General features: G+C 70.1%; 21 protein-coding genes and 1 pseudogene. 16 read left to right on the forward strand and 6 right to left on the reverse strand.

Features of this window, described 5'->3' with window-relative positions; genetic code table 11:
- The first annotated feature begins 31 nt into the window (after positions 1–31).
- Both ACGFYQ_RS23025 and ACGFYQ_RS23030 read left to right on the forward strand, forming a co-directional pair.
- Positions 32–445, forward strand: a complete 414-nt coding sequence (locus ACGFYQ_RS23025) for a hypothetical protein (protein WP_393746753.1) — start codon at positions 32–34, stop codon at positions 443–445.
- Between the two features lie 54 nt (positions 446–499).
- Positions 500–1,471, forward strand: coding sequence for a hypothetical protein (locus ACGFYQ_RS23030; protein ID WP_393746755.1), 972 nt, complete (start codon positions 500–502; stop codon positions 1,469–1,471).
- Positions 1,472–1,694: 223 nt separating this feature from the next.
- Here ACGFYQ_RS23030 and ACGFYQ_RS23035 read toward each other — a convergent pair whose 3' ends face one another.
- Complete coding sequence (locus ACGFYQ_RS23035) at positions 1,695–2,540, reverse strand: C40 family peptidase (RefSeq protein WP_393746757.1); 846 nt, start codon at positions 2,538–2,540, stop codon at positions 1,695–1,697.
- Positions 2,541–3,321: 781 nt separating this feature from the next.
- Between ACGFYQ_RS23035 and ACGFYQ_RS23040 the strand changes: the two genes are divergently transcribed.
- From ACGFYQ_RS23040 to nuoN, 14 genes are read left to right on the forward strand one after another with little or no spacing between them, the layout of a single operon-like run.
- The gene (locus ACGFYQ_RS23040) at positions 3,322–3,681 is read left to right on the forward strand and encodes an NADH-quinone oxidoreductase subunit A (RefSeq protein ID WP_008738438.1); all 360 of its coding nucleotides are present in this window, start codon (positions 3,322–3,324) and stop codon (positions 3,679–3,681) included.
- A gap of 15 nt (positions 3,682–3,696) precedes the next feature.
- Complete coding sequence (locus tag ACGFYQ_RS23045) at positions 3,697–4,251, forward strand: NADH-quinone oxidoreductase subunit B family protein (RefSeq protein WP_030010012.1); 555 nt, start codon at positions 3,697–3,699, stop codon at positions 4,249–4,251.
- A complete protein-coding gene (locus ACGFYQ_RS23050) occupies positions 4,248–4,982 on the forward strand; it encodes an NADH-quinone oxidoreductase subunit C (protein WP_393746760.1) in 735 nt (244 codons plus the stop codon). The genes ACGFYQ_RS23045 and ACGFYQ_RS23050 overlap by 4 nt, the downstream gene beginning before the upstream one ends.
- The gene (locus ACGFYQ_RS23055) at positions 4,982–6,307 is read left to right on the forward strand and encodes an NADH-quinone oxidoreductase subunit D (protein ID WP_393746762.1); all 1,326 of its coding nucleotides are present in this window, start codon (positions 4,982–4,984) and stop codon (positions 6,305–6,307) included. Before ACGFYQ_RS23050 ends, ACGFYQ_RS23055 begins: the two co-directional genes overlap by 1 nt.
- Positions 6,304–7,041, forward strand: a complete 738-nt coding sequence (gene nuoE, locus ACGFYQ_RS23060; protein ID WP_393746764.1) for an NADH-quinone oxidoreductase subunit NuoE — start codon at positions 6,304–6,306, stop codon at positions 7,039–7,041. The genes ACGFYQ_RS23055 and nuoE overlap by 4 nt, the downstream gene beginning before the upstream one ends.
- On the forward strand, positions 7,041–8,390 hold the full coding sequence (nuoF, locus tag ACGFYQ_RS23065) for an NADH-quinone oxidoreductase subunit NuoF (RefSeq protein WP_393746766.1): 1,350 nt from the start codon (positions 7,041–7,043) through the stop codon (positions 8,388–8,390). The genes nuoE and nuoF overlap by 1 nt, the downstream gene beginning before the upstream one ends.
- Entirely contained in the window at positions 8,387–10,894 is a 2,508-nt protein-coding gene (locus tag ACGFYQ_RS23070; RefSeq protein ID WP_393746768.1) for an NADH-quinone oxidoreductase subunit G, read from the forward strand. The genes nuoF and ACGFYQ_RS23070 overlap by 4 nt, the downstream gene beginning before the upstream one ends.
- Positions 10,891–12,276, forward strand: a complete 1,386-nt coding sequence (gene nuoH / locus ACGFYQ_RS23075; protein ID WP_393746770.1) for an NADH-quinone oxidoreductase subunit NuoH — start codon at positions 10,891–10,893, stop codon at positions 12,274–12,276. The genes ACGFYQ_RS23070 and nuoH overlap by 4 nt, the downstream gene beginning before the upstream one ends.
- Entirely contained in the window at positions 12,269–12,856 is a 588-nt protein-coding gene (gene nuoI, locus ACGFYQ_RS23080; protein ID WP_393746772.1) for an NADH-quinone oxidoreductase subunit NuoI, read from the forward strand. The genes nuoH and nuoI overlap by 8 nt, the downstream gene beginning before the upstream one ends.
- On the forward strand, positions 12,853–13,662 hold the full coding sequence (locus tag ACGFYQ_RS23085) for an NADH-quinone oxidoreductase subunit J (RefSeq protein WP_393746774.1): 810 nt from the start codon (positions 12,853–12,855) through the stop codon (positions 13,660–13,662). Before nuoI ends, ACGFYQ_RS23085 begins: the two co-directional genes overlap by 4 nt.
- The gene (gene nuoK, locus ACGFYQ_RS23090; RefSeq protein WP_007265827.1) at positions 13,659–13,958 is read left to right on the forward strand and encodes an NADH-quinone oxidoreductase subunit NuoK; all 300 of its coding nucleotides are present in this window, start codon (positions 13,659–13,661) and stop codon (positions 13,956–13,958) included. The genes ACGFYQ_RS23085 and nuoK overlap by 4 nt, the downstream gene beginning before the upstream one ends.
- Before the next feature lie 12 nt (positions 13,959–13,970).
- Entirely contained in the window at positions 13,971–15,911 is a 1,941-nt protein-coding gene (gene nuoL / locus ACGFYQ_RS23095; RefSeq protein WP_393746777.1) for an NADH-quinone oxidoreductase subunit L, read from the forward strand.
- Position 15,912: 1 nt separating this feature from the next.
- Entirely contained in the window at positions 15,913–17,514 is a 1,602-nt protein-coding gene (locus tag ACGFYQ_RS23100; protein ID WP_393746779.1) for an NADH-quinone oxidoreductase subunit M, read from the forward strand.
- Positions 17,515–17,546: 32 nt separating this feature from the next.
- Positions 17,547–19,166 carry an NADH-quinone oxidoreductase subunit NuoN gene (gene nuoN / locus ACGFYQ_RS23105; protein WP_393747129.1) on the forward strand — a complete coding sequence of 540 codons (1,620 nt, stop codon included), beginning with the start codon at positions 17,547–17,549 and terminating at the stop codon, positions 19,164–19,166.
- Between the two features lie 60 nt (positions 19,167–19,226).
- Here the strand turns inward: nuoN and ACGFYQ_RS23110 are convergent, their stop codons facing one another.
- The 5 genes and pseudogenes from ACGFYQ_RS23110 to fahA all read right to left on the reverse strand — a co-directional run bounded on the left by ACGFYQ_RS23110 (position 19,227) and on the right by fahA (position 23,289).
- Positions 19,227–19,826 carry a Uma2 family endonuclease gene (locus ACGFYQ_RS23110; protein ID WP_393746781.1) on the reverse strand — a complete coding sequence of 200 codons (600 nt, stop codon included), beginning with the start codon at positions 19,824–19,826 and terminating at the stop codon, positions 19,227–19,229.
- A gap of 59 nt (positions 19,827–19,885) precedes the next feature.
- Positions 19,886–20,461: a hypothetical protein gene (locus ACGFYQ_RS23115; RefSeq protein WP_393746783.1), complete on the reverse strand. Its 576-nt coding sequence runs from the start codon at positions 20,459–20,461 to the stop codon at positions 19,886–19,888.
- Between the two features lie 83 nt (positions 20,462–20,544).
- Positions 20,545–21,102 carry a hypothetical protein gene (locus ACGFYQ_RS23120; protein ID WP_393746785.1) on the reverse strand — a complete coding sequence of 186 codons (558 nt, stop codon included), beginning with the start codon at positions 21,100–21,102 and terminating at the stop codon, positions 20,545–20,547.
- Positions 21,103–21,189: 87 nt separating this feature from the next.
- Positions 21,190–21,537 (reverse strand): annotated as a pseudogene (locus tag ACGFYQ_RS23125) (HEAT repeat domain-containing protein); the annotation flags it as partial.
- A 522-nt stretch (positions 21,538–22,059) separates the two neighbouring features.
- Positions 22,060–23,289 (reverse strand): fumarylacetoacetase, encoded by a 1,230-nt coding sequence (gene fahA, locus ACGFYQ_RS23130; RefSeq protein WP_393746787.1) that lies wholly within the window; start codon positions 23,287–23,289, stop codon positions 22,060–22,062.
- Positions 23,290–23,416 lie beyond the last annotated feature (127 nt).

Below are 23,416 nucleotides of genomic sequence, written 5' to 3' on the forward strand. Positions count from 1 at the left end.
ACTGTCTATTTCTACGGTGGGGAATGTGTGAATGAACAAGAACCTGCGTGGACTGCGTCTCGCGGCCGCCCCTGCGGCCATCGCGGCCGCCCTGCTGGTGGCGACGGCCGCCCCCGCCTCGGCGTCCGTGCATGACGGCTATCTCGAGCAGTACGAGATGGGGCTGTACTACTTGGTCGACCGCGGCGGCTGCGTCTTCGACTACAACAACGACGACGACACGTTCACGGACAACAAGTTCTACGGTCCCGCCGGTTGCCACGGTCGCACGGACTGGGTGAACGACAACACGGAGTCCTACTGGAACCGTGACGTATTCGGTTGGAATGTCTACACGGACTGGAACTACGGCGGAATCAAGGGCTCCATTCCCATCGGTCACATCGGCAATGCGTCCAGCAACTTCAAGAACAAGATCAGCTCGTCGCGGTTCTACGTTCAGTAGGCCCTCGGATCCGCAGGTCAGCAGGAACGCCGCCGTACCGAAGGAACCCACCAGATGCCATCCGCACAGCGCCGCTGCTCCACCGCGGCGGCCGCCCTGCTGGCAGCGACCCTCCTGGCGGGGTGCGCGGAAGCCGGTGGGGCGAAGGGCGCGAGCGGCGGCGAACCCGCCCTCGGCCCTGTCTCCGTCAACCCCGCCACGATCTCGCTCTCGCTCCCGATGGACGCGTACACGGATACGGACGGCGAGCGCGGGCGGATGGACGCTGCGCAGTATCGGCTGACCGCCCAGTGCATGGCCCGCTACGGGTTCTCCTACGAGCAGCCGCCGAAACCCGCTGCGGACGGCGCCACCCCGAAGGAGGACCGGCATCAGAACCTCTTCGGGATCGCCGATCCCGTGCGCGCGGCGACGTACGGGTACAACCCGGACGCGGGGCGCGAGCGCCCGCCCCGGCCGTCGGTGCCGCAGCTCAGCGACAGCGCGTCCACCGTCCTGTTCGGGCAGCGCCCCGAGGACAAGGGCCAGGCCGACCCGGGCCCGGTGAGTGACGAGGAGGCCCAGGCGGCGGACAGCGGTCTCACCGTCGGCGGGCAGAAGGTGCCCGCGGGCGGCTGCCAGCGGGAGGGTTACCGCAAGCTCTACGCGCCGACGAAGGACAGTGTGGACCTGCTGTTCACATTCGGCCTCGCCTCGGAGGCGCACACCCGGGCGCAGGAGGACTCCAGGGTCGGGGACGTGCTCGCGAAATGGTCGGAATGCATGGCCAAGTCCGGGTACGGCGGCGTCAGGACGCCGTACGAGGTGATCGAGAAACTGGGCCTGCAGAACGACAAGGCCGGCCCCAAGGCGGTCGCGGTCGCCACCAAGGACGTGGCGTGCAAGCGCGAGGTGAACCTCGTCGGGATCTGGGCGGCCGCCGAGGCGGCGTACCAGAAGCGGCTCGTCGAGGAGCACGCCGAAACCCTCGCCCTGTACAAGAAGCAGCGCGACGCGCGCCTCAAGCTCGCGGCGTCGCTCGGCTGACCGACCGGCCCCTCGATCCCTCGATCACTCGGCCCCGGCCCTTTCGGCCGGGGCCGACTCAATTGCGCGTGAACCACAACGCGGCGAGCCTCGCCTGAGGAACGCCGAAGGGCCGGTACTCCACCCCCGAGCGGGGGAGTACCGGCCCTTCGTGCGTTTCCGGACGGCTCGGCTCGAACGGCTCAGCGCGGACGGCTCAGACGGCCCGGAGGGCGCGGACCGCTCAGAGGACGCGGACGGCGCCCGTCGGCTTGTCGTAGCTCAGGCTGCGCTCGACGATGCCCGTGCTGGGGTTCTGCGCGCCGACGAACTTGCCGCCGCCGACGTAGATGGCGACGTGGTACGCGCTGCCCTTGGAGCCCCAGTACAGGATGTCACCCGGCTGCAGGGCGCTCAGCGAGACCGAGGTGCCGGCCGAGGACTGAGCCTGGGACATGCGCGGCAGGGAGATGCCGGCCTGACGGTAGGCGGCCTGGACGAGGCCCGAGCAGTCGAACGAGGACGGGCCGGTGCCGCCCATGACGTACGCCTTGCCGACCTGCGCGCGGGCGAAGTTCACGATGGCGGCGGCGGAGCCGGTCGCCGGAGCGGCCACGGAGGCACCGGAGCCGTCGCTGGAGGTCGCGCCGGAGGACTTGGTCGACAGCGTGGCGCGCGCGGAGGAGCGGTTCGCGCGCTCGGCCTCAGCCTTGCGGTCCGCCTCCTCCTGGGCCTTCTTCTTCTCGGCGTCGGCCTTCTGCTGGGCGTCTTCCTTGGCCTTCTTCGCCTCGGCGGCGGCGCCGGTGCGGGCGCTCTCCTCCTGGGCGGTCAGTTCGCCCTCGACGGCCGCGGCACGGGTGTTCTCGGCGGCCGTGGTGACGGCGGAGGAGACCTCGGCGGCAAGGTCCAGGTTGAGGACCGGCATTTCGAGCGTCGTCTCGGCCACGGGCTCGGCGGACGGGGACGCGCTCGCGGTGCCGGCCATGGCGAGGGTGCTGAGGACGCCACCGGCAACTCCGGCGCGGACCGCGAGCTTCGAGGCGCTGCGGCGGGGCTTCCGGTGGCTGGGTATGTGAGCGGTGTGGGACATGAGGACAACCGCTATCAGGGCGCCCGGGTTCCCTTCAAGAAACGTGGCTTGCGCCACAGTTGCGTGCGAATCGCACGAACCGGGCGCGTCGCGCTCCTTATTGACGCCGTAACGGACTAAACGGACATGCCTTCACAAGGCTGTGATCATGGGTTATCCGCAATAAGTCCCGAATTGATCCTCGGCCTACCATTCCGCCGCACAGATGGCCAAGCCCTCTTTCGGAAGCATCAATTCAGAGTGGCGCAGGTCACAGGAGCGTCACGTTGTGCGGACACTGTGGTCCGTCCGTGATCTCGCTGTGAACTGCCCGGCCGGTTCGTGAACGGACGCACGCGGCCGACGGCGCCTCGGGATCCGCGTCTGCCCCGTGTCCACCTCCGTACACGCGGGCTCCCCCGACCGGGCGAAGCCGATCCCTTTATCACTCCAGTGCCGCCGTCGCCAATTTGCCTGCAATGGCCACCGTTTGATAGTGCGCGACCCCTCCTACCTGCGGTAACGAGGTCGGATGTCACCTTTGGTGATCATGTGGATGCTTCGCGTATGAAGATCACCACTCATCGGACTTCATGATCGTTCGTCAGGTGGTGGAGATCACAAACTCGTTGTTGCAACCCGTGTCGCAGATCACAGAGGAGCGGGCATAAGATGCGCACCAGTCCGGCTTGTGAACTGCCTCACATGCAAGCGCTCGATCAAAAGCGCGATCTTCGCGAGGCGGGGCGCGGCGCCGGTGCAGCGGTCCAACGGTCAAGGACGACTGGAAGGAGCGAGGAGCGTGAATGCGTACGCACCCATCCTCGTGCTCGGCGCCCTCGGCGCAGGGTTTGCGATCTTCTCCGTGGTCATGGCCACGCTGATCGGCCCAAAACGGTACAACCGGGCAAAGCTTGAGGCATACGAGTGCGGCATCGAGCCGACTCCGGTGCCGGCCGGCGGCGGTCGCTTCCCCATCAAGTACTACCTGACGGCGATGCTCTTCATCGTCTTCGACATCGAGGTTGTCTTCCTCTACCCCTGGGCCGTCACCTTCGACTCCCTGGGGATCTTCGGGCTCGTCGAGATGCTGCTCTTCGTGCTCACCGTCTTCGTCGCCTACGCCTACGTGTGGCGCCGCGGCGGCCTGGAATGGGACTGAGGGGCTGAATTTCCCATGGGACTGGAAGAGAAGCTGCCGAGCGGCTTTCTGCTGACCACCGTCGAACAGGCCGCGGGCTGGGTGCGCAAGTCATCCGTCTTCCCCGCGACCTTCGGCCTCGCGTGCTGCGCCATCGAGATGATGACCACCGGAGCGGGCCGGTACGACCTGGCCCGCTTCGGCATGGAGGTCTTCCGCGGCTCGCCGCGCCAGGCCGATCTGATGATCGTGGCGGGCAGGGTCAGCCAGAAGATGGCGCCGGTGCTGCGGCAGGTGTACGACCAGATGCCCGCTCCCAAATGGGTCATCTCCATGGGGGTCTGTGCATCTTCAGGCGGAATGTTCAATAACTACGCGATCGTCCAGGGCGTCGACCACATCGTCCCCGTGGACATCTACCTGCCCGGCTGTCCGCCGCGCCCCGAGATGCTGATGGACGCGATCCTCAAGCTCCACCAGAAGATCCAGGGCTCCAAGCTCGGCGTGAACCGGGAAGAGGCGGCCCGCGAGGCGGAGGAGGCGGCCCTCAAGGCCCTCCCCATCATCGAGATGAAGGGGCTGCTCCGGTGAGTGAGACCCGCGAACCCAACCCCGACAAGGAACTCAGCCGCCAGAACCTCCCCGGCCAGCGCGGGGACCACGGCGAGGAGGTCCGCGTCCAGCGCGGCATGTTCGGCGCCCGGAACGGCGGTGACACCTCCGGCTACGGCGGCCTCGTGCGCTCCGTACGCCTGCCCGGCGCCACCAGCCGCCCGTACGGTTCCTACTTCGACGAGGTTGCCGACGAACTCGAAGGCGCCCTGGAGGAGCAGGACCTGGTCCCCGAGAACGCCATCGAGAAGACGGTGGTCGACCGGGGGGAGCTGACCTTCCACATCGCCCGCGAGCACCTCGTCCGGGTCGCGAGCACCCTGCGCGACGACCCCGCCCTGCGCTTCGAGCTGTGCACCGGCGTCTCCGGCGTGCACTACCCGGAGGACAAGGGCCGCGAGCTGCACGCCGTCTACCACCTGCGCTCGCTCACCCACGGCCGCCTCCTGCGGCTGGAGGTGTCCGTACCGGACAGCGACCCGCACGTCCCCTCGCTCGTCTCCCTCTACCCGACCAACGACTGGCACGAGCGCGAGACGTACGACTTCTTCGGTCTGGTCTTCGACGGGCACCCGGCCCTCACCCGGATCATGATGCCGGACGACTGGCAGGGCTTCCCGCAGCGCAAGGACTACCCGCTCGGCGGCATCGCCGTCGAGTACAAGGGCGCCCAGATCCCGGCTCCCGACCAGCGGAGGTCGTACAGCTGATGTCCACTTCGAATCACGCCTCCTCCCGGGAGACCACCGAAGGCCTCGTCTACACCGTCACCGGCGGCGACTGGGACGAGGTCGTCCAGTCCGCGGCCCGCGCGGACGACGAGCGGATCGTCGTCAACATGGGCCCCCAGCACCCGTCCACCCACGGAGTGCTCCGCCTGATCCTGGAGATCGACGGCGAGACGGTCACCGAAGCCCGCTGCGGCATCGGCTACCTGCACACCGGCATCGAGAAGAACCTCGAATACCGGAACTGGACGCAGGGCACCACCTTCGTCACGCGCATGGACTACCTGACGCCGTTCTTCAACGAGACGGCGTACTGCCTCGCCGTCGAGAAGCTGCTCGGCATCACCGACCAGATCCCGGACCGCGCCACCGTCATCCGCGTCCTGCTGATGGAGCTCAACCGGCTCTCCTCCCACCTGGTGTGCATCGCCACGGGCGGCATGGAGCTGGGCGCGACGACGATCATGATCTACGGCTTCCGCGACCGCGAACTGATCCTCGACATCTTCGAGCTGATCACCGGACTGCGCATGAACCACGCGTTCGTCCGCCCCGGCGGCCTCGCGCAGGACCTGCCCCCGGGCGCCGTCGACCAGCTGCGCGAGTTCGTGAAGACCATGAAGAAGAACCTGCCGGAGTACGACAAGCTCGCCACCGGCAACCCCATCTTCAAGGCCCGCATGCAGGACGTCGGCTACCTCGACCTCACCGGCTGCATGGCGCTCGGAGCCACCGGCCCGATCCTGCGCTCCGCGGGCCTGCCCCACGACCTGCGCAAGTCGGACCCGTACTGCGGCTACGAGAACTACGAGTTCGACGTGCCGACCACCGACACTTGCGACTCCTACGGGCGGTTCCTGATCCGCCTGGAGGAGATGCGCCAGTCGCTGCGGATCGTCGAACAGTGCCTGGCCCGGCTGGAGCCGGGACCGGTGATGGTCGCCGACAAGAAGATCGCCTGGCCGGCGCAGCTGGCGATGGGCCCGGACGGCCTCGGCAACTCGCTCGACCACATCAAGAACATCATGGGCACCTCCATGGAGGCCCTCATCCACCACTTCAAGCTGGTGACCGAGGGCTTCCGGGTACCGGCCGGGCAGGCGTACAGCGCCGTCGAGTCGCCGAAGGGCGAGCTCGGCGTGCACGTCGTCTCCGACGGCGGCACCCGCCCGTACCGGGTCCACTTCCGCGACCCGTCCTTCACCAACCTGCAGGCCATGGCCGCGATGTGCGAGGGCGGCCAGGTCGCCGACGTCATCGTCGCCGTCGCCTCCATCGACCCCGTGATGGGAGGCGTCGACCGATGACCGACATCCAGTTGGGGATGCCCCAGCTTCCCGCCCCCGACTTCCCGGCCGAAGTACGCGCCCGGCTCGAAGCGGACGCGCGGGAAGTCATCGCCCGCTACCCCGACAGCCGCTCCGCGCTGCTGCCCCTGCTGCACCTCTGCCAGTCGGAGGAGGGCTACGTCTCGCGCACCGGCATCCGCTTCTGCGCCGACGTACTGGGCCTGACCACCGCCGAGGTCACGGCCGTCGCGACCTTCTACACGATGTACCGGCGCAAGCCCTCCGGGGACTACCAGGTCGGCGTCTGTACGAACACCCTGTGCGCGGTGATGGGCGGCGACGCCATCTTCGAGGAGCTCAAGGAGCACCTCGGGGTCGGCAACAACGAGACCACCCCCGACGGCAAGGTCACGCTGGAGCACATCGAGTGCAACGCGGCCTGCGACTTCGCCCCCGTGGTGATGGTCAACTGGGAGTTCTTCGACAACCAGACGCCCGAGTCCGCCAAGGCCATGGTCGACGACCTGCTGGCGGGCCGCGAGGTCTCCCCGACCCGGGGCGCGCCGCTGTGCACGTACAAGGAGACCGCCCGGATCCTGGCCGGTTTCCCCGACGAGCGCGAGGGCGCGGTCGAGGCCACCGGCGGCGCCGGGGCCGCCTCCCTGATCGGGCTGCGCATCGCCCGCGGTGAGTCCCCGCACACCCCGATCGTGCACCCGCGCGGCGAGAGCACCACCGAGGGAGGGGAGTGATGACCGTGTCGACTGAACTGAGTAAGAACGGGACGAGCCCGGAAAAGCTCCTCGCACCGGTCCTGTCGGCCTTCTGGGACGAACCCGAGTCGTGGACGCTGGAGACCTACCGGCGCCACGAGGGCTACGAGGGTCTGCGCAAGGCACTCGCGATGACCCCGGACGACCTCATCGCGTACGTGAAGGACTCGGGCCTGCGCGGACGCGGCGGCGCGGGCTTCCCCACCGGAATGAAGTGGCAGTTCATCCCGCAGGGCGACGGAAAGCCGCACTACCTCGTCGTGAACGCGGACGAGTCGGAACCGGGAACCTGCAAGGACATCCCCCTTCTCTTCGCCAACCCGCACTCCCTCATCGAGGGAATGATCATCGCGTGCTACGCGATCCGCTCGCAGCACGCCTTCATCTACCTGCGCGGCGAGGTGGTGCCGGTCCTGCGGCGCCTGCACCTGGCGGTCCGTGAGGCGTACGAGGCCGGGTACCTCGGGAAGGACATCCTGGGGAGCGGGCTCGATCTCGACATCACGGTGCACGCGGGGGCGGGCGCGTACATCTGCGGCGAGGAGACGGCTCTGCTCGACTCCCTCGAAGGCCGGCGCGGTCAGCCCCGGCTGCGTCCTCCCTTCCCTGCCGTGGAGGGGCTCTACGCGTGCCCCACTGTCGTCAACAACGTGGAGTCGATCGCCTCGGTTCCCGCGATCCTGAACAAGGGCAAGGACTGGTTCAAGGCGATGGGGACGGAGAAGTCCCCCGGTTTCACGCTGTACTCGCTCTCCGGACACGTGGCCGGGCCCGGCCAGTACGAGGCCCCGCTCGGGATCACCCTGCGCCAGCTGCTCGACATGAGCGGCGGGATGCGGCCCGGACACCGGCTGAAGTTCTGGACCCCGGGCGGCTCCTCCACCCCGATGTTCACGGACGAGCACCTCGACGTCCCGCTCGACTACGAGGGCGTGGGCGCGGCCGGCTCGATGCTCGGCACCAAGGCGCTCCAGTGCTTCGACGAGACGACCTGCGTGGTGCGGGCGGTGACCCGGTGGACCGAGTTCTACGCCCACGAGTCCTGCGGCAAGTGCACCCCGTGCCGCGAAGGCACCTACTGGCTGGTCCAGTTGCTCCGCGACATCGAGGCCGGCAAGGGCGTCATGTCCGACCTCGACAAGCTGAACGACATCGCCGACAACATCAACGGCAAGTCCTTCTGCGCGCTCGGCGACGGCGCGGCCAGCCCGATCTTCTCCTCGCTCAAGTACTTCCGCGAGGAGTACGAGCAGCACATCACGGGCAAGGGCTGCCCCTTCGACCCCAAGAAGTCGACCCTCTGGGCTGACACGGAGGTGAACGCATGACCGTCACCAGTAACGCTCCCGCCGGTGGCGGAGGGGGCGCCGTACCGCCGGAAGATCTGGTCTCGCTGACCATCGACGGGGCCGAGCTCTCGGTTCCCAAGGGCACCCTCGTCATCCGGGCCGCCGAGCAGCTCGGCATCGAGATCCCCCGGTTCTGCGACCACCCGCTCCTCTCCCCGGCCGGCGCCTGCCGCCAGTGCATCGTCGAGGTCGAGGGCCAGCGCAAGCCGATGGCCTCCTGCACCATCACGTGCACCGACGGCATGGTGGTCAAGACCCAGCTGACCTCCGAGGTCGCCGACAAGGCCCAGCGCGGGGTGATGGAGCTGCTGCTCATCAACCACCCGCTGGACTGCCCGGTCTGCGACAAGGGCGGTGAGTGCCCCCTGCAGAACCAGGCGATGTCGCACGGCAACGCCGAATCCCGTTTCGACGGGCGCAAGCGGACGTACGAGAAGCCCGTCCCGATCTCCACCCAGGTGCTGCTGGACCGTGAGCGGTGCGTGCTGTGCGCGCGCTGCACCCGCTTCTCCAACGAGATCGCCGGTGACCCGATGATCGAGCTGCTGGAGCGCGGCGCGCTCCAGCAGGTCGGCACCGGCGAGGGCGACCCGTTCGAGTCGTACTTCTCCGGCAACACCATCCAGATCTGCCCGGTCGGCGCCCTCACCTCCGCCGCGTACCGGTTCCGCTCCCGCCCCTTCGACCTCGTCTCCTCCCCGAGCGTGTGCGAGCACTGCGCGGGCGGCTGCGCGACCCGGACCGACCACCGCCGCGGCAAGGTGCTGCGCCGGCTGGCCGCGGACGACCCCGAGGTCAACGAGGAATGGGTCTGCGACAAGGGCCGCTTCGGGTTCCGCTACGCGCAGCAGCGGGACCGGCTCACCACCCCGCTGGTACGCAACACCGCCGGGGTCCTGGAGCCGGCGAGCTGGCCCGAGGCCCTGGAGGCCGCGGCGAACGGACTGGCCGCCGCGCGCGGCCGGGCCGGAGTACTGACCGGCGGCCGGCTCACCGTCGAGGACGCCTACGCGTACGCCAAGTTCGCCCGGGTGGTGCTCGACACCAACGACATCGACTTCCGGGCCCGGGTGCACAGCGCGGAGGAGGCCGACTTCCTGGCCGCCACCGTGGCCGGCACCGGCAAGGACCTCGGGGGCGGCGGGGTCACGTACACCTCGCTGGAGGCGGCGCCCGCGGTGCTGCTCGCCGGCATCGAGTCCGAGGAGGAGGCCCCCGGGGTCTTCCTGCGGCTGCGCAAGGCCCACCGCAAGCACAAGCAGCGGACCTTCGCCCTCGCCCCCTTCGCCACCCGCGGCCTGGACAAGGCGGGCGGCACCCTGCTGGCCGCCGCCCCCGGCACCGAGCCCGAGTGGCTCGACGCACTGGCCTCCCGCACCGGCCTGGAGGCCGGCGGGGCCGCCGCCGCCGACGCGCTGCGTCAGCCCGGCGCGGTCATCATCGTCGGGGAGCGCCTCGCCGGGGTGCCCGGCGCGCTGACCGCCGCCGTACGGGCCGCCACCGCGACCGGGGCCACGCTGGTGTGGATCCCGCGCCGGGCCGGTGAGCGCGCCGCCGTCGAGGCGGGCGCGCTGCCGTCGCTGCTGCCCGGCGCCCGCCCGGCCACCGACCCGCGGGCCCGCGACGAGGTCGCCACCGCCTGGGGACTGGACGAACTCCCGCACCGCTACGGCCGTGACACCGGCCAGATCATCGAGGCCGCCGCCGGACGCGAGCTCTCGGCCCTGCTGGTCGCGGGCGTCGAGGTCGCGGACCTGCCGGACCCGGCCCGCGCCCGGATCGCGCTCCAGGAGGCCTTCGTGGTCTCCCTGGAACTGCGGCCCAGCGAGGTCACCGACCACGCGGACGTGGTCCTCCCGGTCGCCGCGGTGGCCGAGAAGGCGGGCGCGTTCATCAACTGGGAGGGCAGGGTCCGGCCGTTCGAGGCCGCGCTCAAGCCCGACCAGATGACCCGCCGGCTCGCCCCCGCCGACGCCCGCGTGCTGCACATGCTGGCCGACGCGGCCGACCGGCCGATCGCGCTGCCCGACGTGCACGCCGTACGCCGGGAACTCGACGGGCTCGGCCCGTGGACCGGGGAGCGCGCCGCCGAGCAGTCCGCGGACACCGTGCCGCTGCCCCGTCCGGGAGCGGGCGAGGCGGTCCTCGCGGGCCACCGGCTCCTCCTCGACCAGGGCAAGCTCCAGGAGGGCGACGACGCCCTGGCCGGTACACGGCACGAGGCGAACGCCCGGCTGTCGGCGGCCACGGCCGCCGAGACGGGCGTCAAGAACGGGGACGTCCTCGCGGTCACCGGCCCGGCCGGCTCCGTGGAACTCCCGCTCCGGATCACCGAGATGCCCGACCGGGTGGTCTGGCTCCCGCTGAACTCCACCGGGTCGGGCGTCCTCGCCGACACCGGCGCCCGCCCGGGCACCCTCGTACGCATCGGCCCGGCGACCCCGGCCGGCGCCGCCGGCACCACTGCGGAGGTGGACGCGTGAACGCGGTACACGGTGACCTCGTACAGCTCGCCGCCGAGGACCTGTCCCTGTTCGGCAAGGACGTCTGGTGGCTCGTCGTCGTCAAGGCGGTGTTCTGCTTCGCCTTCCTGATGGTGACCGTGCTCTTCTCCATCGTGTGGGAGCGCAAGGTCGTCGCCTGGATGCAGCTGCGCATCGGCCCCAACCGGCACGGACCCTGGGGCCTGCTCCAGTCGCTCGCCGACGGCGTCAAGCTGATGCTCAAGGAAGACGTCATCGTCAAGCGGGCCGACAAGGTCGTCTACGTCCTGGCCCCGATCATCGCGGCGATCCCGGCCTTCATGGCCATCGCGGTGATCCCCTTCGGGCCCCCGGGCGACGAGGTGTCCATCTTCGGCCAGCGCACCACGATGCAGCTGACCGACCTGCCGATCGCGATGCTCTACATCCTCGCGGTGGCCTCGGTCGGCATCTACGGCATCGTGCTGGCGGGCTGGTCCTCCGGCTCGACGTACCCGCTCCTCGGCGGCCTGCGCTCCTGTGCGCAGATGATCTCCTACGAGATCGCGATGGGCGCGGCCTTCGCCTCGGTCTTCCTCTACTCCGGGTCGATGTCGACCTCGGCGATCGTGGAAGCCCAGGCGGACCGCTGGTACATCGTCCTGCTGCCGGTGTCCTTCATCATCTACGTCATCACGATGGTCGGCGAGACGAACCGCGCCCCCTTCGACATGCCGGAGTCCGAGGGCGACCTGGTCGGCGGCTTCAACACCGAGTACTCGTCGATCAAGTTCGCGCTGTTCATGCTCGCCGAGTACGTCAACATGGTCACCGTCTCGGCGGTCTCGGTCACCCTCTTCCTGGGCGGCTGGCGGGCCCCGGCGCCGATCTCGACGTACTGGGAGGGCGCGAACCACGGCTGGTGGCCGATGCTCTGGTTCGTCCTCAAGGTGCAGCTGCTGCTCTTCTTCTTCATCTGGCTGCGCGGCACGCTGCCTCGCGTGCGCTACGACCAGCTGATGAAGCTCGGCTGGAAGGTCCTGATCCCGGTCTCCGTGGTCTGGCTGATGCTGGTCGCGACCGTCCGGGCGCTGCGCAACGAGGCGTACGACTTCAGCGAGATCGTCCTCTACGTCGGCGGCGCCGTCGTGGCGGTCCTGCTCCTCTCCTTCGTCGCCGACCTCTTCCGCGACAAGCGGGAGAAGGCCGCCGCCGAGGAGGCCGGCAAGGCCGCCGAGGCCGAGCCCTTCGACCCGCTGGCGGGCGGATTCCCCGTACCGCCCAAGCCCGGCCAGCACCTGGCACCCGTACCGCGCCGACGGCCCCGCGGAGAGCGGGAGCTGATTGTCAGTGGCGGGGCGAATACTGACAGTGACCGAGAGGAGGGTGCTGAGAATGTCTGATGAGAAGTGGCAGAACCCGGTGGCCGGCTTCGGCGTGACCTTCAAGGCCATGTTCAAGAAGCGCCTCACCGAGCAGTACCCGGAGGAGCACAAGACCACCGCCCCGCGCTTCCACGGACGGCACCAGCTCAACCGGCACCCGGACGGTCTGGAGAAGTGCATCGGGTGCGAGCTGTGCGCCTGGGCCTGCCCCGCGGACGCCATCTACGTGGAGGGCGAGGACAACACCGAGGAGGAGCGCTACTCCCCGGGTGAGCGGTACGGCGCGGTCTACCAGATCAACTACGCCCGCTGCATCCTGTGCGGGCTGTGCGTCGAGGCGTGCCCGACCAGGGCGCTGACCATGACGAACGAGTTCGAACTGGCCGACTCCAGCCGCGAATCGCTCATCTACACCAAGGAGCAGCTGCTCGCCGGTCTCACCGAGGGCATGGTCGAGGCGCCGCACGCGATGTTCCCCGGCACGGAGGACACGGACTACTACCGCGGACGGGTGACGGGGGCGGCCCCCGGCACGGTCCGGCAGGTGGCCGTCTCCAAGGGCGAGGTCGCGGAGAAGTCCGAGGAGGTGGAGGCATGAGCGCCCTCGCCGCAGCCACCCTGACCTCGACGGGTGAGGCGATCCAGTTCTGGGTCCTCGGCACGGTCGCCGTCATCGGCGCACTCGCGACGATCCTGATGAAGAAGGCCGTGCACAGCGCTCTCAGCCTGGCCGGGACGATGATCATCCTGGCGGTCTTCTACCTCGCCAACGGGGCGTACTTCCTGGGCGTCGTCCAGGTCATCGTCTACACCGGCGCCATCATGATGCTCTTCCTCTTCGTGGTCATGCTCGTCGGCGTCACCGCAGCCGACTCCCTGAAGGAGACCATCAAGGGGCAGCGCTGGCTGGCGGTCCTGTGCGGTCTCGGCTTCGGCATCCTGCTGATCGCCGGCATCGGCCACGCCAACCTCACCCACTTCAACGGGCTCGGCCGGATCAACTCCGCCGGGCACGTCGAGGGCCTGGCCCAGCTGATCTTCACCAAGTACGTCTTCGCCTTCGAGATCACCGGCGCGCTGCTGATCACCGCGGCCGTCGGCGCGATGGTGCTCACCCACCGCGAGCGCACCGAGCGGGCCGCCACCCAGCGCGAACTGGCCGAGCGCCGCGTCCGCGAGGGCGTCCAGCTCCCGCCGCTGCCCGCGCCCGGCGTCTACGCCCGGCACAACGCGGTGGACGTGGCCGGCCTGCTGCCGGACGGCACCCCCTCCGAGCTGACGGTCAACAAGACGCTGCGCGCCCGCGGCCAGATCCGGGACGTCTCCAGCGAGGCGCTGGACGACCTCAAGGCACTGGAGCAGCGGTCCTCGGAGCGCCTCGGGCGAGAGGAGGCCTCGAAGTGAATCCGGTCAACTACCTGTACCTGGCGGCCCTGCTGTTCACCATCGGCGCGGCCGGTGTGCTGATCCGCAAGAACGCGATCGTGCTGTTCATGTGCGTCGAGCTGATGCTCAACGCCTGCAACCTCGCCTTCGTCACCTTCTCGCGGATGCACGGCAACCTCGACGGCCAGATCATCGCGTTCTTCACGATGGTCGTCGCCGCCGCGGAGGTCGTGGTGGGCCTCGCGATCATCGTGTCGCTGTTCCGTACCCGCCACTCGGCCTCGGTCGACGACGCCAGCCTGATGAAGCTGTAAGGGGCGTTCACAGTGGAGAATCTGATTGCGCTGCTGGTGGCAGCGCCCCTGCTCGGAGCGGCGGTGCTGCTGTGCGGCGGCCGGCGTCTCGACAAGTCCGGCCACTGGATCGGCACCGTGCTCGCCGCCGTCTCCTTCGGGATCGGCGCCGTGCTGTTCGCCGACATGCTGGGACGCAGCGCCGACGACCGGACCCTGCACCAGCAGCTGTGGACCTGGATCCCGGTGGAGGGCTTCCAGGCGGACATCGCCTTCCAGCTCGACCAGCTGTCGATGACCTTCGTCCTGCTGATCTCCGGGGTGGGCACGCTCATCCACGTGTACTCGATCGGGTACATGGAGCACGACGAGCGCCGCCGCCGCTTCTTCGGCTACCTCAACCTGTTCGTCGCGGCGATGCTGCTGCTGGTCCTCGCCGACAACTACCTGCTGCTGTACTTCGGCTGGGAGGGCGTGGGTCTCGCCTCGTACCTCCTGATCGGGTTCTGGCAGCACAAGCCCAGCGCGGCCACGGCCGCCAAGAAGGCCTTCCTGGTCAACCGCGTCGGCGACATGGGCCTGTCGATCGCGATCATGGTCATGTTCACCACCTTCGGGACCTTCACCTTCGGGCCGGTGTTCGGCGCGGTCGGTGAGACGTCGGAAGGCAAGCTGACGGCGATCGGCCTGATGCTGCTGCTGGCCGCCTGCGGCAAGTCGGCCCAGGTGCCGCTGCAGTCCTGGCTCGGTGACGCGATGGAGGGCCCGACCCCGGTCTCGGCCCTGATCCACGCGGCGACGATGGTGACGGCGGGCGTGTACCTGATCGTCCGCTCGGGCGCCATCTTCAACGGGGCGCCCGACGCGCAGCTCGTGGTCACCATCGTGGGCGCGGTCACGCTCCTCTTCGGTGCGATCGTCGGTTGCGCGAAGGACGACATCAAGAAGGCCCTCGCCGGGTCGACGATGTCGCAGATCGGCTACATGATCCTGGCCGCGGGCCTCGGCCCGATCGGCTACGTCTTCGCGATCATGCACCTGGTGACGCACGGCTTCTTCAAGGCGGGCCTCTTCCTCGGCGCCGGTTCCGTGATGCACGGGATGAACGACGAGGTCGACATGCGCAAGTACGGGGGCCTGCGCACGTACATGCCGATCACCTTCGTCACCTTCGGCCTCGGCTACCTGGCCATCATCGGCTTCCCGGGCCTGTCCGGCTTCTTCTCCAAGGACCTGATCATCGAGGCGGCCTTCGCCAAGGGCGGCACCGAGGGCTGGATCCTCGGCGGAGTGGCCCTGCTGGGCGCGGCGATCACCGCGTTCTACATGACCCGCGTCATGCTCCTCACCTTCTTCGGCGAGAAGCGCTGGCAGCCCGCCCCGGACCCGGCCACGACCCCCGGTGTCGAGCCCGGCGCCGAGGCGCACCCCGGCGAGCTGCCGCACCCGCACGAGTCCCCGAAGTCCATGACCATCCCGATGATCGTGCTGGCCTTCGGGTCGGTCTTCGCCGGTGGCTTCTTCGCCATCGGCGACCGGTTCCTGAACTGGCTGGAGCCCGTCACCGGGTACGCGCACGGAAACCCGCCGGTCAGCGCCCTGACGGTGACGCTGGCCACCATGGTCGTCCTCGTCGTCGGCGTCGCCATCGCCTGGGCGATGTACGGACGCAGGCCCGTCCCGGTCGTCGCCCCGCGCGGCTCGCTCCTCACCCGGGCGGCCCGGCGGGACCTCCTTCAGGACGACTTCAACCACGTCGTGCTGGTGCGCGGCGGGGAGCACCTGACCCGCTCGCTCGTGTACGTCGACCACAGCCTGGTCGACGGGGTGGTCAACGGGACGGCCGCCTCGGTCGGCGGGCTCTCGGGCCGGCTGCGCAAGCTGCAGAACGGCTACGCCCGCAGCTACGCGGTCTCGATGTTCGGGGGCACGGCGATCCTGATCGCCGCGACCCTGCTGATGAGGGCGGTGTGAGATGAGTTTCCCGCTTCTGACGGTGACGGCCGCGGTCCCCGCGGTCGGTGCGATCCTGACGGCGGCCGTCCCGGCCGCCCGCAGGACCGCCGCCAAGTGGCTCGCCCTGCTCTTCTCGCTGGCGACCCTGGCCCTGGCCGTGCTCGTCGCGATCCGTTTCGAGCCCGGCGGCGACCGCTACCAGCTCACCGAATCCCGCTCCTGGATCGCCGACTTCGGCGTCCGCTACGAGCTGGGAGTCGACGGGATCGCGGTGGCGCTGATCGCGCTCACCGCGCTCCTGATCCCCTTCGTGATCGCGGCCGGCTGGCACGACGCCGACCCCCTGGAGACCTCCTCGTCCCGCTGGCGGCCGACGCAGGGCTTCTTCGCCCTGATCCTGCTGGTCGAGGCGATGGTGATCATCTCCTTCGAGGCCACCGACGTCTTCCTCTTCTACATCTTCTTCGAAGCCATGCTCATCCCGATGTACTTCCTCATCGGCGGCTTCGGGGACCGGGCCCACTCCGGATCCGACGAGAACGCGGCCGCGCAGCGTTCGTACGCGGCGGTCAAGTTCCTCCTCTACAACCTGGTCGGCGGCCTGATCATGCTGGCCGCCGTCATCGGGCTGTATGTGGTCGCCGGAAACTTCTCGCTCCAGGAGATCGCCGCCGCCCGCGCCGCGGGCACGCTCGACATGGCGACCAACACCGAGCGGCTGCTGTTCCTCGGCTTCTTCTTCGCCTTCGCGGTGAAGGCCCCGCTGTGGCCGTTGCACACCTGGCTGCCGAACGCGATGGGCGAGTCCACCGCCCCGGTCGCCGTACTGATCACCGCGGTCGTCGACAAGGTCGGCACCTTCGCGATGCTCCGCTTCTGCCTCGGGCTCTTCCCGGACGCGAGCAAGTGGGCCACGCCGGTGATCCTCGTCCTGGCCCTGATCAGCATCGTCTACGGCGCGCTGGTCGCGGTCGGGCAGCGCGACATCAAGCGGCTGGTCGCCTACGCGTCCATCTCGCACTTCGGCTTCATCATCCTGGGCATCTTCGCGATGACCTCCCAGGGCCAGTCCGGTGCGACGCTCTACATGGTCAACCACGGGATCTCGACGGCGGCGCTGATGCTGGTGGCCGGCTTCCTGATCTCGCGGCGCGGCTCGCGGCTCATCGCCGACTACGGCGGCGTCCAGAAGGTTGCCCCGGTCCTCGCCGGCACCTTCCTGATCGGCGGCCTCGCCACCCTCTCGCTGCCGGGGCTCGCGCCCTTCGTCAGTGAATTCCTGGTCCTGGTCGGCACGTTCGCCCGGTACCCGGTCGTCGGCGTCATCGCCACCATCGGCATCGTGCTGGCCGCGCTCTACACGCTGGTGCTCTACCAGCGCACGATGACCGGCCCCGTGAAGGAGGAGGTCCGTGCGATGCCGGACCTGCGCCTGCGGGAGGTGCTGGTGGTCGCCCCGCTGATCGTGCTGCTGATCGGGCTGGGCGTCTACCCGAAGGTGCTGACGGACATCGTCAACCCGGCGGTGGAGTACACCATGTCGGATGTGAAGCTGACCGACCCGAAGCCCGAAGTGGCTGTCGAGGCCGTGCCGGCGAAGAATGGGGAGGCGGCGAAGTGAGCACAGTGACAGCTGCCCACAGCCTGTGGACGATGGCGGCCCCGGTTCCGGTCGACCGGATCCCGGCACCGGTCATCGAGTACGCGCAGCTCGCGCCCACGCTGATCGTGGTGGGCGCGGCGGTCCTCGGGATCCTCGTCGAGGCCTTCGTGCCGCGCAAGTCCCGCTACTACGTGCAGGTGTTCCTCGCCGTCGCCGCGCTGGCCTCGGCCTTCGCGGCGGTCGTCGGCCTTGCGGCCGGCGGGTACGGGAGCACCAAGGCGCACATCGCGGCGATGGGCGCGATCGCCGTGGACGGCCCGGCGCTGTTCCTGCAGGGCACCATCCTGCTGGCCTCGGTCGTCGCGATCTTCACCTTCGCCGAGCGGCGGCTCGACCCGGCCGCGCACGGCAACCGGGTGGACTCCTTCGCCGCGCAGGCGGCGTCCGTACCGGGCAGCGAGAGCGAGAAGGCCGCCGTCAAGGCGGGCTTCACCACCACCGAGGTCTTCCCGCTGGCCCTGTTCGCGATCGCCGGGATGCTGATCTTCCCGGCGGCCGACGACCTGCTGACGCTGTTCATCGCGCTGGAGGTCTTCTCCCTCCCGCTGTACCTGCTCTGCGCCGTCGCCCGCCGCCAGCGGCTGATGTCGCAGGAGGCCGCGGTGAAGTACTTCCTGCTGGGAGCCTTCTCCTCCGCCTTCCTCCTCTTCGGCATCGCGCTGCTCTACGGGTACGCGGGCTCGGTCTCGTACGCGGTGATCGCCGACGTGGTCGACGGCACGGTCTCGAAGATCGACCCGGCGCTGGCCTCCACCATGGGCAACGACGCGCTGCTGCTGATCGGCGGGGCGCTGATCCTGACGGGCCTGCTCTTCAAGGTCGGCGCGGTCCCCTTCCACATGTGGACCCCGGACGTCTACCAGGGCGCCCCGACCCCGGTCACCGGCTTCATGGCGGCGGCGACGAAGGTGGCCGCGTTCGGCGCCCTCCTCCGTCTCCTCTACGTGGTCCTGCCCGGCCTGCGGTGGGACTGGCGCCCGGTGATGTGGGGCGTCGCGATCGTCACGATGCTGGCGGGCGCGGTGATCGCCGTGACCCAGACGGACGTCAAGCGGCTGCTGGCGTACTCCTCGATCGCGCACGCGGGCTTCATCCTGGCCGGTGTCATCGCGACCTCGGCGGAGGGCGTCCAGTCCGTCCTCTTCTACCTGGGCGCGTACTCCTTCGTGACGATCGGCGCCTTCGCGGTGGTCACGCTGGTGCGCGACGCGGGCGGCGAGGCGACCCACCTGTCCAAGTGGGCGGGCCTGGGCCGCCGTTCGCCGCTGACCGCGGCCGTCTTCGCGGTGTTCCTGCTGGCCTTCGCCGGCATTCCGCTGACCTCGGGCTTCACGGGCAAGTTCGCCGTGTTCAAGGCGGCGGCGGACGGCGGCGCGGGGGCGCTGGTCGTGGTCGGTGTCATCTCGTCCGCGATCGCCGCCTTCTTCTACATCCGGGTGATCGTCCTGATGTTCTTCAGCGAGCCGAAGGCCGACGGCCCGACGGTGGCCGTCCCGTCGCCCCTGACGATGACGACCATCGCGGTGGGCGTCGCGGTCACCCTGGTCCTGGGTGTGGCCCCGCAGTACTTCCTGGACCTGGCGGGCCAGGCGAGCACGTTCGTCCGCTGACCGGTCCGGCCCGGCGAAGGGCCCGGCTCCCTGGGGGAGCCGGGCCCTTCGCCGTGTGCGCTATTCGGGCCGCCGCCGCTTCGCTGTGATCGCGGTCAGGTCCAGGTCGATGGGGAACGGGACGGAGACCTTGAGACGGTCGTGGAAGATCCCGGATGCGACGTAGCCACCGCTCACCGGCTCGCGCTCGAAGACGTAGACGACCGCTCGGCCTTCCTTGTTCTCGACGCGCCAGTAGTGCGGAATTCCGGCCCGGGCGTATTTCACCGGTTTGGTCTCGCGGTCGCGGTCGATGGATTCGGGAGACACGACTTCGACCGCCAGCAGGACGGTCTCAGCTGGAAGGCGGGTCTGGGCCAGGTCACCGATGACGTCCTCACGGCACACGATGACGTCGGGTTCGGGGCGGTTGCGCCGGTCGATGTCGATGGTGAACTCCCGGAGGACCTCAAGGCCTTCCGGGACCAGCGACTGTAGCTGCCACTCGAAGAAGCTGACCGCTCGTGAATGGAAGAGGGTCTGCGGACTCGCGAAGATCAGGCTCCCGTCGATCAGCTCCGTGTGCGGAGGCAGATTCGGAAGCGTGTCCAGGTCGTCGGCAGTCCAGCCGCCCGGGGGCGGGATCGGCCAGCTGTCTTCCGGGTTCATCAGTGCTCCCATGAGCCGCAGTCTCGCGAGTGCGTTCAGCGTATCGCCGGAGTTCTCGCGAGAAGCCGCCCTTACGAGTGAGTCATATGCCCGGAGCACTTGAGGGCGGGGTTCCAGTTGTGGAAGCGGCCGGCCGGGTTGTTCTGGTACGCCCACATGTGGAGGTCGTAGTGCTTGGGCATGCCCGCCCAGTGGCCGGGCATGGGTCCGTCGAAGGGCAGCCCGAACATGCTCGGCCGGTCGTCGGCGGTCTTCAGGTCCTGGTCGCCGTCGGTGGACATCCACTCCACGGCCTGCAGCCTGTGCCGGCCGTGCTTGTCCGTCTCGGCGCTGTAGAGGAGGGCAGTCGGCTTGCGGGGGTCCGTCGAACCCCAGTAGGCGTCCTTCACGTAGTGCACGCCCATGGCACCGACCCCGAACGGGTTGTTCATGCACGTGCCGTGCGGGACGTACCCGTCCTTGAGCGCCTGCCGCTCGTCCACGTACCTGGCCGTCACCTTGATCGCCGTCGCCATGTCCGCCATCGCCTTGTGGTTGCGCGGGTCGGGTGCGGGTCCTTCGACGCTGTGGGCCGGGGCCATGGCGGCCAGGCCGAGCGACGCGGCGACCGCGCAGGTCAGGGCAGCCTTGCGAGTGCGGGCGGACATCGGGACTCCTGCCGTTCGGGGGCTTTCGTCCACCTTCCCGGCGCCCTCGGGCCGGTGCACGCGGCGCGCCTCCGAACGGGGGGTCAGGGCTTGGTGGTGCCGGGGCGGCAGCGCACCTCGGGGTTGAACGTCGCGTACATCCCGGCGGGGTTGGGCTTCCAGAGCCACACGTGCAGGGCGTAGTGGACCTTCTGGCCCTTGAAGCGGCCCGGGATCGGCCCCTTGAACGGCTGTCCGAACAGGCTCGGGCGGTCGTCGTCCGTCTCGAGCTTCCCGTCCCGGTCCATGACGACCCATTCGAGGGCGACCAGCCTGCGGCGGCCCGACGCGTCGTCCTCGTACAGCAGGGCGGTGGGCTTCTCGGGGTCGAGCGAGTTGTCGTAGGCGTGGTTGAAGTGCGGGTAGCCGAGGGCCCCGCCGCCCGCCGGGTCGGCCACGCAGTAGGTGTCGGGGACGTAGCCGGCCTCGATCGCGGTCTGCTCCCGGATGTACCGGGAGCTCGCCAGGGCGGCCCGGGTGAGGCCGGTCCACGCGGATGCGGCCGAGTCCGGGCCGGGACTGGCCGCGGCGGGTCCCGCCGGGGTGGCGAGAGCCGCCGCGGCGGTGAGGGCCAGGGCGAGCATGCCGGTGCGAGAGGCCATACGGGGACTCCTGGATCGTCTGGTCGAAGCCCCAGGAGCATCGCCCGCCCGCCGCCGTCCGGCCAGGCGGCAGGCCGGACGGCCGGGTCAGGCCGCCCGGGCGGCGTAGGCGCGGACGTCCGCGTCCGGGTCGGCGACCGCCGTGGCGAGGGCGGCCCGGGCCGCCGGGGTGTCCCGGTGGGCCAGCAGCGCGAGGAGGGCGGCCTTGCGGACGTCGGCGTTGTCGTCGGCCAGGGCCTCGGCCAGGGCGGGTACGGCCGCCCCGGGGGCGGCGGCCGACAGCCCGGCCGCCGCCCCCGCCCGGACCTGCCAGGCCGGATCGGCCAGGGCCGCCACGGCGGTCGCGGCGTACGGGTCCGGGCAGCCGGCCGTGGCGAGGGCCGCCAGGGCGGCCCCCCGCACCAGCGGATCCGGGTCCCCCAGCAACGGCCGAAGCGCCACGTGCACCTCCCCGGTCAGGCCCGCGATCCGTGTCCGCCCCCGTCGGGCTCAGCCTCGGGCTCGGGCTCGGGCACCGGGACTTCCGTCCGGGCCGGGATCCGTGGCCGCGACTCGGCCCCACCACCGTCGCGCGCGGGCTCGGGTTCCGGTGCCGGGGCGGCCGTCTGGGCCGGAAGCCGCGGCCGGGTCTCCCCGCCACGACCGTCAGGTTCGGGCTCCGGTGCCACTGCCTGGGCCGGAGGCCGTAGCCGGGACTCAGCACTCCCACTTCCGGCTCCGACTCGGGCTGTGATGCCGGGGCTCCCGTCCGGGCCGGGATCCGTGGCCGGGACTCGACGCGACCGCCGTCGGGCGCGGGCTCGGCCCTCGGCGCGGGCTCCGGCGCGGGCTCGGCCCCGGGCTCCGGTGTCACCGCCTGGGCGGGAGGCCGTGGCCGGGACTGGGCGCCACCGCCGTCATGGTCCGGGGCCGGGGCCGGCGGCGAGCGCCTGATCGCGCGCCGTCCCGCCGCCTGGGCTACTCCTGGCGGGATCCCACGATGCGGCCGGTGACCTCGCCGAGGCCCACGCGCGTACCGTCCGTGCCGGGGGCCCAGGCGGTGAGGGTGACGGTGTCCCCGTCCTCCAGGAAGGTGCGCTTGCCGTCGGCGAGTTCGATCGCGTCGCGGCCGTTCCACGTCAGCTCCAGCAGCGAGCCGCGCTGGCCCGTCTCGGGGCCGCTGACGGTCCCGGAGCCGTAGACGTCGCCCGTCCGCAGGGAGGCGCCGTTGACGGTCATGTGCGCGAGCTGCTGGGCGGCGGTCCAGTACATCGACGCGAACGGCGGCTGCGCCACCTCCTGTCCGTTGATGGACACGGTGATGCGCAGGTCGAAGCCGCCGGGACGCTCGGCGGCCGAGTCGTCCAGGTAGGGCAGGAGCGGGAAGTCCCGGGCGGGCGGGGCGACACGGGCCGCGTCCAGGGCCTCCAGCGGGGTCACCCACGCGGACACGGAGGTGGCGAAGGACTTGCCGAGGAAGGGGCCGAGCGGCACGTACTCCCAGGCCTGGATGTCGCGCGCCGACCAGTCGTTGAGGAGGAAGAGCCCGAAGACGTGGTCCTCGAACTCGCCCAGCCCCACCGGGCGCCCCAGCTCGGACGGGGTGCCGACGACGAAGCCGACCTCGGCCTCGATGTCGAGCTTGACGGACGGGCCGAAGACGGGCGCCGGGTCGGTGGGCGCCTTGCGCTGCCCGGAGGGCCGTACGACATCCGTGCCCGATACGACGATCGTCCCCGACCGGCCGTGGTAACCGATGGGCAGGTGCTTCCAGTTGGGGGTCAGTGCGTCCCCGTCCGGGCGGAAGATCCGCCCGACGTTGGTGGCGTGGTGCTCGCTCGCGTAGAAGTCGACGTAGTCGGCGACCTCGTACGGCAGGTGCAGCTCGACCTCGTCCAGCGGCAGCAGGTGCGGCTCCACCGTGGGCCGGTGGCCGGGGTCGGTGACCCAGGCGGTCAGCGCGCGGCGCACATCGCGCCAGGCGGTACGACCGGCGGCCAGCAGCGGGTTGAGGGAGGACTGCCCGAGCAGCCCGGCGTACGGGGAACCGAGCGCGGCCGCGGCCGCCCCCGCGTCGAGCACGTGTCCGCCGATCCGCACGCCGATCCGGCGCCGGCTCTCCCCGGCGGTCGAGAAGACGCCGTACGGGAGGTTGTGCGGCCCGAACGGGTCGCCCTCGGGTACCTCGAGGGGGCTCTGCTGGGGCATGGGGTGCTGCCTCGCTTTCGACGCGGTCCGGGGGTGTCCCGGGGGCTTGTTGACACGTTACGTGGCTGGTGGGGCGTGCGGGAGGCCGGATTCGGGCACTATTTGTAGGACTTGTCCAACGGGGTCC

The organism is Streptomyces sp. NPDC048258 (assembly GCF_043201995.1).
Lineage (GTDB): Bacteria > Actinomycetota > Actinomycetes > Streptomycetales > Streptomycetaceae > Streptomyces.

What these genes read in the sequence shown, in the direction of transcription:
- ACGFYQ_RS23025 (WP_393746753.1), top strand. Translation starts at nt 32, where the DNA reads ATGAACAAGAACCTGCGTGGACTGCGTCTCGCGGCCGCCCCTGCGGCC.
- ACGFYQ_RS23030 (WP_393746755.1), top strand. Translation starts at nt 500, where the DNA reads ATGCCATCCGCACAGCGCCGCTGCTCCACCGCGGCGGCCGCCCTGCTG.
- ACGFYQ_RS23035 (WP_393746757.1), bottom strand. Translation starts at nt 2,540, where the DNA reads ATGTCCCACACCGCTCACATACCCAGCCACCGGAAGCCCCGCCGCAGC.
- ACGFYQ_RS23045 (WP_030010012.1), top strand. Translation starts at nt 3,697, where the DNA reads ATGGGACTGGAAGAGAAGCTGCCGAGCGGCTTTCTGCTGACCACCGTC.
- ACGFYQ_RS23055 (WP_393746762.1), top strand. Translation starts at nt 4,982, where the DNA reads ATGTCCACTTCGAATCACGCCTCCTCCCGGGAGACCACCGAAGGCCTC.
- nuoE (WP_393746764.1), top strand. Translation starts at nt 6,304, where the DNA reads ATGACCGACATCCAGTTGGGGATGCCCCAGCTTCCCGCCCCCGACTTC.
- nuoF (WP_393746766.1), top strand. Translation starts at nt 7,041, where the DNA reads ATGACCGTGTCGACTGAACTGAGTAAGAACGGGACGAGCCCGGAAAAG.
- ACGFYQ_RS23070 (WP_393746768.1), top strand. Translation starts at nt 8,387, where the DNA reads ATGACCGTCACCAGTAACGCTCCCGCCGGTGGCGGAGGGGGCGCCGTA.
- nuoI (WP_393746772.1), top strand. Translation starts at nt 12,269, where the DNA reads ATGTCTGATGAGAAGTGGCAGAACCCGGTGGCCGGCTTCGGCGTGACC.
- ACGFYQ_RS23085 (WP_393746774.1), top strand. Translation starts at nt 12,853, where the DNA reads ATGAGCGCCCTCGCCGCAGCCACCCTGACCTCGACGGGTGAGGCGATC.
- ACGFYQ_RS23100 (WP_393746779.1), top strand. Translation starts at nt 15,913, where the DNA reads ATGAGTTTCCCGCTTCTGACGGTGACGGCCGCGGTCCCCGCGGTCGGT.
- nuoN (WP_393747129.1), top strand. Translation starts at nt 17,547, where the DNA reads ATGGCGGCCCCGGTTCCGGTCGACCGGATCCCGGCACCGGTCATCGAG.
- ACGFYQ_RS23110 (WP_393746781.1), bottom strand. Translation starts at nt 19,826, where the DNA reads ATGGGAGCACTGATGAACCCGGAAGACAGCTGGCCGATCCCGCCCCCG.
- ACGFYQ_RS23115 (WP_393746783.1), bottom strand. Translation starts at nt 20,461, where the DNA reads ATGTCCGCCCGCACTCGCAAGGCTGCCCTGACCTGCGCGGTCGCCGCG.
- ACGFYQ_RS23120 (WP_393746785.1), bottom strand. Translation starts at nt 21,102, where the DNA reads ATGGCCTCTCGCACCGGCATGCTCGCCCTGGCCCTCACCGCCGCGGCG.
- fahA (WP_393746787.1), bottom strand. Translation starts at nt 23,289, where the DNA reads ATGCCCCAGCAGAGCCCCCTCGAGGTACCCGAGGGCGACCCGTTCGGG.